7 protein-coding genes and 1 pseudogene are annotated in these 7,941 nt (G+C 73.7%); 2 read left to right on the top strand and 6 right to left on the bottom strand.

Translation table 11 applies throughout. The annotated features are described in order from the left end of the window. Positions 1 to 94 precede the first annotated feature (94 nt). Together ABD308_RS36530 and ABD308_RS36535 are read right to left on the bottom strand one after the other, a co-directional pair. The gene (locus tag ABD308_RS36530; protein ID WP_344344538.1) at positions 95 to 502 is read right to left on the bottom strand and encodes a YciI family protein; all 408 of its coding nucleotides are present in this window, start codon (positions 500 to 502) and stop codon (positions 95 to 97) included. 124 nt (positions 503 to 626) lie between these two features. Further along, complete coding sequence (locus tag ABD308_RS36535; RefSeq protein ID WP_344344540.1) at positions 627 to 2,687, bottom strand: galactose-binding domain-containing protein; 2,061 nt, start codon at positions 2,685 to 2,687, stop codon at positions 627 to 629. Between the two features lie 283 nt (positions 2,688 to 2,970). Between ABD308_RS36535 and ABD308_RS36540 the strand changes: the two are divergent. Beyond that, positions 2,971 to 3,228, top strand: a pseudogene (locus tag ABD308_RS36540) (MFS transporter); the annotation flags it as partial. Positions 3,229 to 3,285: 57 nt separating this feature from the next. On the opposite strand, the gene ABD308_RS36545 reads toward ABD308_RS36540, so the two are convergent. The 3 genes from ABD308_RS36545 to ABD308_RS36555 are packed head-to-tail and all read right to left on the bottom strand — an operon-like array spanning position 3,286 to position 6,956. Further along, complete coding sequence (locus ABD308_RS36545; RefSeq protein ID WP_344344542.1) at positions 3,286 to 4,689, bottom strand: MFS transporter; 1,404 nt, start codon at positions 4,687 to 4,689, stop codon at positions 3,286 to 3,288. After that, on the bottom strand, positions 4,686 to 5,084 hold the full coding sequence (locus ABD308_RS36550; RefSeq protein ID WP_344344544.1) for a DUF7144 family membrane protein: 399 nt from the start codon (positions 5,082 to 5,084) through the stop codon (positions 4,686 to 4,688). The genes ABD308_RS36545 and ABD308_RS36550 overlap by 4 nt, the downstream gene beginning before the upstream one ends. Positions 5,085 to 5,126: 42 nt before the next feature. Then, positions 5,127 to 6,956, bottom strand: a complete 1,830-nt coding sequence (locus tag ABD308_RS36555; RefSeq protein ID WP_344344546.1) for a glycoside hydrolase family 15 protein — start codon at positions 6,954 to 6,956, stop codon at positions 5,127 to 5,129. A gap of 246 nt (positions 6,957 to 7,202) precedes the next feature. Between ABD308_RS36555 and ABD308_RS36560 the strand changes: the two genes are divergently transcribed. Continuing rightward, the gene (locus ABD308_RS36560) at positions 7,203 to 7,403 is read left to right on the top strand and encodes a hypothetical protein (RefSeq protein WP_344344548.1); all 201 of its coding nucleotides are present in this window, start codon (positions 7,203 to 7,205) and stop codon (positions 7,401 to 7,403) included. An 18-nt stretch (positions 7,404 to 7,421) separates the two neighbouring features. Here the strand turns inward: ABD308_RS36560 and ABD308_RS36565 are convergent. Next, the coding region (locus ABD308_RS36565) for a LuxR C-terminal-related transcriptional regulator (protein WP_344344549.1) at positions 7,422 to 7,941 on the bottom strand (520 nt) is incomplete at its 5' end.

Raw genomic sequence — 7,941 nt, forward strand, 5'->3', positions numbered from 1 at the left:
TCCTCGGCCGCCGCGAAGTCGGCTCCGCGGCGGACGAGGACGGCGAGCACACCCGGGGTGAGACCACGGAGCAGGGTCTCGTCCACGGGAACGGTCACTCCGTGACGGTCGGCGAGGAGGAGAGGAACGGGCGCAGCTCCAGCCACTCGTGGATCGGCCGCCCGCCCGCCCCGGGCGCGGCGGACAGCTCCCCGGCCAGCTCGACGGCGCGCTCGTAGCCGTCGACGTCGATCACCATCCAGCCGGCGATGAGGTCCTTGGTCTCCGCGAACGGGCCGTCGGTGACCGGCGGCCGGCCCTCGCCGTCGTACCGGACCCACGCCCCCTCGGGGGCGAGCGCCTGGCCGTCGACGAACTCGCCGCTCTTCTCCAGCCGGTTCGCGAAGTCCCGCATGTACCGCATGTGCGCCTCGATCTCCTCCGGCGTCCACTGGTCCATCGGCACGTCGTTGACGGCCTCCGGGGCGCCCCGGTAGTGCTTCAGCAGCAGGTACTTGGCCATGGTGACCCTCTCCTCGGTGCTCGTGCGGCCCATTGTGGCCGCTCGTACCCCTGGGACGGAGCCGCCCACGGCTTCTCGACATCACCGCGCGGATTTTTTCTCCGGCGGATCCCGCTTCCCGGAGTCAGGCCCGGAAGACGCCCGCCTCGTACAGCGAGTACCCCCACCCCGTGGCGCGCCGCTCGCCGTGGATCCGCACGTGGCGGGCCGGGACGGCGGGGAACCGCGCGGTGTCCAGACCGCCGTCGCCGGAGGCGGTGGACCACACCGTCCGCCAGGTCGTCCCGTCGGTGGACACCTCGATCCGGTAGGCCCGGGCGTGTGCGCGCTCCCAGTCCAGGGTGACCCGGCCGACCAGGGTGGTGGCGGGCAGGTCGATCCGCAGCCACTGGTCGTCGCTCCAGTCGCTGGCCCACCGGCTGGAGCCGCCGCCGTCCACGGCCCGGCCGGGCCCGTAGTCGACGAACGGGTTCCACTCCACCGAACTGGCGGCGGCCGGGGTGCCGGCGGCGAGGTTCACCTCGGCCCGGTGCCGCTCGGAGGCGCCCCAGGTGGTCAGGTAGGACTCCGCGCCCCGGAACAGGTCGTCGACCACGTCCTGCCCGCCGACCAGCCGGATGTCCTCCAGCCAGTCCGGGACCAGGCCGTAGTGGGCGGCGCCGTCGGTGTTGACGTCCCAGGTGCGGGCGCCGGCGGTGGCGCGTTCGACGACGGAGCCGCCGTCGGCGGTGCGGAAGGGGTAGCGCACCGGGTTCGCCGTGTCGGCGCCGCGCGGCCCCGGCCAGCCGCCGACCCCGTTCATGTCGGTGCCGTAGCCGTACCCGACGCCGTACGCGTCGCGCAGCGCGTCGGTGCGCCGCGCCTCCGCGCTGAACGCCTCCGCGCCGTTCATGTACTGGGCGACGAAGCCGCCGAGCCGGTAGACGCGCTCCGTCCAGCCGAGGTCCATCCAGCTGTGCGAGGACAGCACGCCCGGGTAGGCCTCGGACTCCAGGACGTCCAGCGCCCGCCCGGCCGCCTTGACGCTCATGTGGTCGAGCTCCAGCATCATGCCGCGCCGCATCATCCCGCGCAGCGCGTACTCGCCCAGCCCGGTCAGGCCCCGGACGTTGCACTGGTCGCCGGCCGCGTACGAGGGCGGCGCCACGCCCGGGGGCAGCTGGTTCCGCACGGAGGCCGGGGTGGGCGCGAGGCCGATCGGATTGTCGTGCTGCGGGCCGGTGCACTGCTCGGTCTGCCAGAAGGTGCCGGTGGACAGGAACTGGCCCGCGTTGATCGCGGCGCCGAGCGAGCCCTCGTCGAAGCGGACGCCGCACAGCGCGTTGTCGAACTTGTGGCACAGGAACATGCTGCGCACGCCGAGCCCGTACAGCTCGTCGAGCCCGCGGTCGATGTCCGCGCGGTCGCACTGGGCGACGTCCAGCACCTGCTTGCAGCCGAACGGCTCCGAGGTCTCGACGCCGAGCACGACGGCCAGCCGGCCCTGCCGGACGACTTCGCGGGCCTGTCCGCTGTCGGTGACGATCCGGAACCAGCCCTTGCCGGGGCCGCCGTACATCCGGTCGACGTAGGCCTGCATGTCGTAGCTGAGCTTCGCCTGGAGGCGGATCGAGGTCATCTCGTCGCAGCCGCGGTCCTTGAAGAAGTAGACCGAGCAGATCACCCCGTTGGTGACCAGGTCGTTGACGAGCACCCGCTGGCCGCCGCGCCAGGCGCGTTCCACCCAGGCGTAGTAGTTCTGCTGGTGGGTCAGCGAGTCATGGGCCGGCCAGTCGGCGAAGGTCGGCCAGCCGACCGGGTCGTGCCTGCCGTCGCCACCCTTGGTGATCATGTCGAAGACGGCGAGCGAGCCGTCGGGGTAGTGCTCGGGACAGTCCTTGAGGGCGTCCGCGACGCCCGCCTCGGAGAAGGCCTCGCCGCAGATCAGGCGGCCGCCGAAGGCCTCGTTGGCGAGGATGTGGTCGTGCGCGTCGACGAAGCCGCGGACCCGCCCCTGGGCGTCGGTGCCGGTGAACGGTTCGCCGGTGACGCCGATGGCGGCGTCGGGCGCCGGCCGGGCGACCGGGTCCCACCAGTTCGCGCCGCCGGCCCCGCGCGCCGGGGCGGCGAGGGCGGCGGCGACCAGGGCGAGCAGCGCGGCCAGCAGGGTGGCGAGTCGAAGGCGTGCGTGGGGGAGTCGGGTCATGGGCACCCCAGTTCCGGAGGGACGGACGGGCGGGCCGACGACGCGGCCGACGCCCCCCGCCCGTGGCACGGCGGTGGCGCCCCCGGGGGCGGTTGTCAGGTCCCGCGTACTCGGTGCTGACGAGAATCGCCACTGTTGGACACTCCGTCAATAGCCGTGACGGAAACGGCGCTTCGCGGACGTCCCGGCTCCGGGGCGGCCCGCCGGCATGCCCGCCCGGAGATCGGGCAGACGGCGGTCCGTCCCGTGCCCGGTGCGAGCGGAGGAGGCGCGTCATGGCGGAACGGTCAGTGAGATCTTCCCGCTGGAGACCCGGGCGCTGTGCATCGCCTTCTTCTACGCCGTCGGCACGGCGGCCGGCGGCATCAGCGGCCCGCTGCTGTTCAACGGGCTGGTGAGCACGGGGAAGGCCTCCGACACCACCCTCGCGTTCTGCGTCGGCGCCGCGCTGATGACGCTGGCCGGACTGGTGGAGGCCGCCCTCGGCGTCCGCGCGGAACGGCGCAGCCTGGAGTCGCTGGCCACCCCGCTGAGCGCCGTCACCCGCGCGAAGGCGTGACGGGCCGGCCCGCCCGTCCGGTCCGGTGGTGGGCGGGGCTCACCGCCTGGGCCGGCGGTGGGCCCCGCCCGGCGGCCGGTCGTGCGGCAGGAACAGCGCCGCGCCGAGGCCGACCACACCGAAGCCGGCCAGGACGATCATCGCCGCCGCGTAGCCGTTGGGGGAGAGCGCGGAGACCAGGATGGTGCCGGCGACGGCGGTGCCCAGCGAGGAGCCGAGGTTGGAGACGCTGCGGGACAGTCCGGAGATCTCGCCCTGCCGGTCGTCCGGGAACGCGGACTGCACCACGTTGACCGACGGGGTGAGCATCAGGCCGAGGCCGAGCCCGATCAGCAGCAGGCCGGGGACGAACGGCCAGGGCCCGCCGTAGGCGCGCACCAGCAGGAGCAGCACCAGGACGCCGGCGGTGGTGGTGGCGAAGCCGGTGACGATCAGGGTGCGCTGGGCGCGCCGCTTCGCCAGCGCCTCGGCGGCGAGCGAGGAGGCCAGCAGCCCCAGGGTGGCGGCGGTGAAGACGCCGCCGGTGGCGATCGCGCTGTAGCCGCGCACGACCTGGAGGTAGGCGCCGACGGTGAACGAGACGCCCATCAGGACGAGCCACTGGGCGTTCTGGGTGACCAGGCCCAGGTTGGAGACGCGGCTGCGGAACAGGCTGGTGGCCAGCAGCGGTTCGCGGCCCGCCCGCTCCAGCCGGCGGATCCAGCCGAAGAAGGCGGCCAGCACGATCGCGCCGGCGGCCAGCAGCCCGATCATCAGCCAGGTGTTGTTGTCGGCGGCCAGGATGCCGGTGACCAGCAGCACGAGTCCGGCCGCCGACAGCACCGCGCCGACGGTGTCGAACGGGCGGCCGGGGTCGGCGGGCAGCGGATCCTCCAGGGTGCGGGTGAGGAACAGGATCACCGCGACCACCAGGACCTGGAAGCCGAAGTTGGCGCGCCAGTCGATCGCGGTGGTCAGCAGACCGCCGATCAGCGGTCCGGCCGCCGCGCCGATGCCGCCGAGCGCCATGATCGCGCCGAACGCGCGGGCCCGGGCGGCCGTCCCGGTGAACAGCAGGGTGGTCAGGATGTAGACCGGGGGGATCAGCAGCGCGGTCCCGACGCCTTCCAGCACCGAGTTGCCGAGGATCAGCACGCCGAGCCCGGGGGCGGCCGCGCTGAGCAGCGCGCCGACGCCGTAGACGGCCAGACCCAGCATCAAGCAGCGCTTGCGGCCCCAGCGGTCGGTGAGCTTGCCGCCGGGGATCATCAGGGCGGCCATCACCAGCAGGAAGACGGTGATCGCGACCTGGACGCCCTGGACGCTGGTGTCGAGGTCCTCGCTGATGTCGTTGATCATCACGTTCATGCTGGAGCCGGCGAAGCTGCAGATGAACTGGGCGAGGGCCAGCGGGGCCAGCACGCGCCGTCCGGCCGCGGCGGCGCCGGTGCCGGTGGTGGTCATTCCCGGCTCCGTCCGTCGGGCGACGTGAGCACCGCGTAGAGCGCGGCCACGTCGAGCGCGATGATCATCAGTGACCAGGCGGGGTAGCTCGCCACGAAGACGAACTGCACGAAGACGTTGGCGCACAGCACCGTCACCGGGAACCAGCGGCTGGGCAGGTCGCCGGTGAGCAGCGTGATCCCGGCCAGGCCCTGGGCGACGGCCAGCGCGAGCACCGCCCAGCCCAGGCTGTGCAGGTCGCCGAAGACGTAGCGGTCGGTGCCGGTGACGACCGGCGAGTCGATCAGCGCCGCCATGGCGTCCCACCCGTTGAACAGGGCCAGCAGGATCATCGCGACGCCCGCGAACGGCAGCAGGTTCCGGCGGGGCCGCGCCGGGTGGGTGGATGAGGCCATGGGCCGGACTCCTTTCGCGAACCTGTGGCCGGCGGGGCGGCGTCAGGCGACGCCCCGGCGGTCCAGCTCCTCGTCGAGGGCGAGCGCCGCGTCGATCAGCGCGAGATGGGTGAACGCCTGCGGGAAGTTGCCCAGTTGCTCGCCGGAGGGCCCGATCTCCTCGGCGAACAGGCCCGCGTGGTTGGCGTACGTGAGCATCTTGTCGAAGGCGTAGCGGGCCTGCTCGACCCGCCCGGCCCGGGCGAGGGCCTCGACGTAGAGGAAGGAGCAGAGGTTGAAGGTGCCCTCGGTGCCGCGCAGCCCGTCGGGGGAGGCGGCCGGGTCGTAGCGGTAGACCAGGCTGTCGCAGACCAGCTCCCGGTCCATCGCGTCCAGGGTGGACAGCCAGTCCGGATCGGTGGGGGAGAGGAAACCGACCTTGGGCATCAGCAGCAGGGAGGCGTCCAGGACCTCGGTGTCGTAGTGCTGGACGAAGGCCTTGCGCTTCGGGCTCCAGCCGCGCTGCGCGATCTGGCGCAGGATGTCGTCGCGCACCGAGCTCCAGCGGTCCAGGTCCGCGGGGCGGGCGTGGGTGCGGGCCATCCGGACGGCGCGGTCGAAGGCCACCCAGCACATCAGCCGGCTGTAGGTGAAGTCCTGGCGACCGCCGCGGGTCTCCCAGATGCCCTCGTCGGCGCGGTCCCAGTGCTCGGTGAGCCAGTCCATCAGCCGGCGGAACGCGTCCCAGCCGCGCAGCGCGCCCATGTCGCCGTCCCCGGCGGCGAACGCGTAGGCGGCCTCGCCGTAGATGTCGAGCTGGAGCTGGTCGGCGGCGGCGTTGCCGGCGCGCACCGGGAACGAGCCCAGGTAGCCCTCCCAGTGGCCGAGCGTCTCCTCGCTCAGGTGCGGGTCGCCGTCGATCCGGTACATGATCTGCAGCCGCTCGTGGTCGGCGCCGGCGGCCTCGATCCGCTCGCGCACCCAGCGGCGGAACGCCTGGGCCTCGTCGCGGAAGCCGAGCCCGATCAGGGTGTGCACGGAGAGCGAGGCGTCGCGGATCCAGGTGTAGCGGTAGTCCCAGTTGCGCTCGCCGCCGACCTGCTCCGGCAGGCCCATGGTCGCCGCGGCGATCAGCGCGCCGGTCGGCCGGTAGCTGAGCAGCTTCAGCGTGATCGCCGAGCGGTCCACGATCTGCCGCCAACGGCCCTGGTAGTTGGACGACTTCAGCCAGCCGTACCAGTACGCCCGGCAGGCGTCGAAGGCGGCGAGGGCGGCCTCCTCGCGCGGCGCGGGCGGCGGCTCGCCGCCCGGCGGCAGCGTGGTCAGCTCCACGGTCGCCAGCTCCCCGGCGGCCAGCGTGAACCGCGCGGTGACGTCCTCGCCGTCCGCGTGCAGCGCCACCGGGGCGGTGGTCCGCACGCACAGTTCCTGGCCGGGTGAGCGCAGCAGGGCGGTGTGCTCGTCGGGGAGGCTGAGCCGGTGGGCGGCGCGGCCGTAGTCGAAGCGGGGCCGGCACTCCAGCACGAACGGCACCCGGCCGCGCACCACCCGCGCGCCCCGGATGATCCGGTGCCGGTCGGACGGGCTCGCCGAGGTGTCGGGCAGCATGAAGTCGATCACCTCCGCCACCCCCTGCGGGGCGAGGAAGCGGGTGACCACGATCGCCGTGCCGGAGAGGTAGAGCTGCTTCACCTGGGCGTCCGGCACCGCCTCCCGGTCGACGGCCAGCCGGCACCGGCCGCCCTTGGCGTCGTCCAGCAGGGAGGCGAAGAGGCTGGGGGAGTCGAACCGGGGGGTGCACCACCAGTCGATGTCGCCGTGGGTGGAGACCAGGGCGGCGGTCTGCAGGTCGCCGATGACCCCGTGGTCGGCGATCGGGGGATAGGGGTTCATGCGGGACGCTCCCTCGGCGAACGGCGGGAACCAGGGCGGCGGGAACCGGGACGGCGGGAACCGCCTGCGTCGCCACCGTACGGGCGGCGGCGCGGCCGCTGGATCACCCCGCGCGGGTGAGCGCCCGGCGGAGCACGCCGCGCCCGGCGCCCGGCGCACCCTTGGGTCACCTCACGGGGGTGATGCGCAGCGCCGCCCGGTGCGGCCAGGCTGGAGGCCACCGTCGAGGCGAAGGGAGCCGGCCCCATGCGCTACGAGATCCGGGTGTCCGGCGTACTGCAGGAGACGACCCGCCGGGAGGGCTTCCCCGAAATGGAGAGCAGGGTCGTGCCCGACCACACCGTCCTGTACGGGGACGTCGTGGACGAGGCCCACCTGTTCGGGCTGCTGAACCGCTGCCAGGCACTGGGGCTGCGGGTGACGGAGCTGCACCGCCTGCCGGAGTGAGGCACCGCCGTGCCCGGCTCAGAGCTCGTTGAGCGGTTCGTTCAGCCGTTCGTCCAGCGGTTCGTTCAGAGGCTCGCCGAGCAGGTGCAGCCGGGCGGCGGTGCGCACCGCCTCGCGGCGGTTGGCCGTCAGCAGCTTGCGGTTGATGCTCTTCAGGTGCGTCTTGACCGTGTTCGGCGACAGGAACAGCTCGTCGGCGATCTCCTGGGTCGACAGCATCCGCGCCGCGTGTCGCAGCACCTCGCGCTCCCGCTCGGTGAGCGGCTCCGTCAGCGGCCCGGCGGGCGACGGCCGCCCGTCGGGGTGCGGGCCGTCCGGGTGCGGGCCCGGGCCGGGGGAGGACGGGCGCAGATCGCCGGGCAGCCAGGGGTGGGCGAGCGCCAACCGGGGCTGCTGACGCAGCTGGCGCCGCACCCACGGGGCGGACTCGCGGAACGGCCGGCGCAGGCGCTCCGGCTCGGCGGTGGCGAGCGCCTGCGCCAGCAGCCGGGCGCCGTCCGGACCGTCGGGCTCGGCGCCGGCCTGGGCCAGCAGGAGC

The sequence above is a fragment of the Kitasatospora putterlickiae genome, from assembly GCF_039527695.1.
GTDB classification, from domain to species: domain Bacteria; phylum Actinomycetota; class Actinomycetes; order Streptomycetales; family Streptomycetaceae; genus Kitasatospora; species Kitasatospora putterlickiae.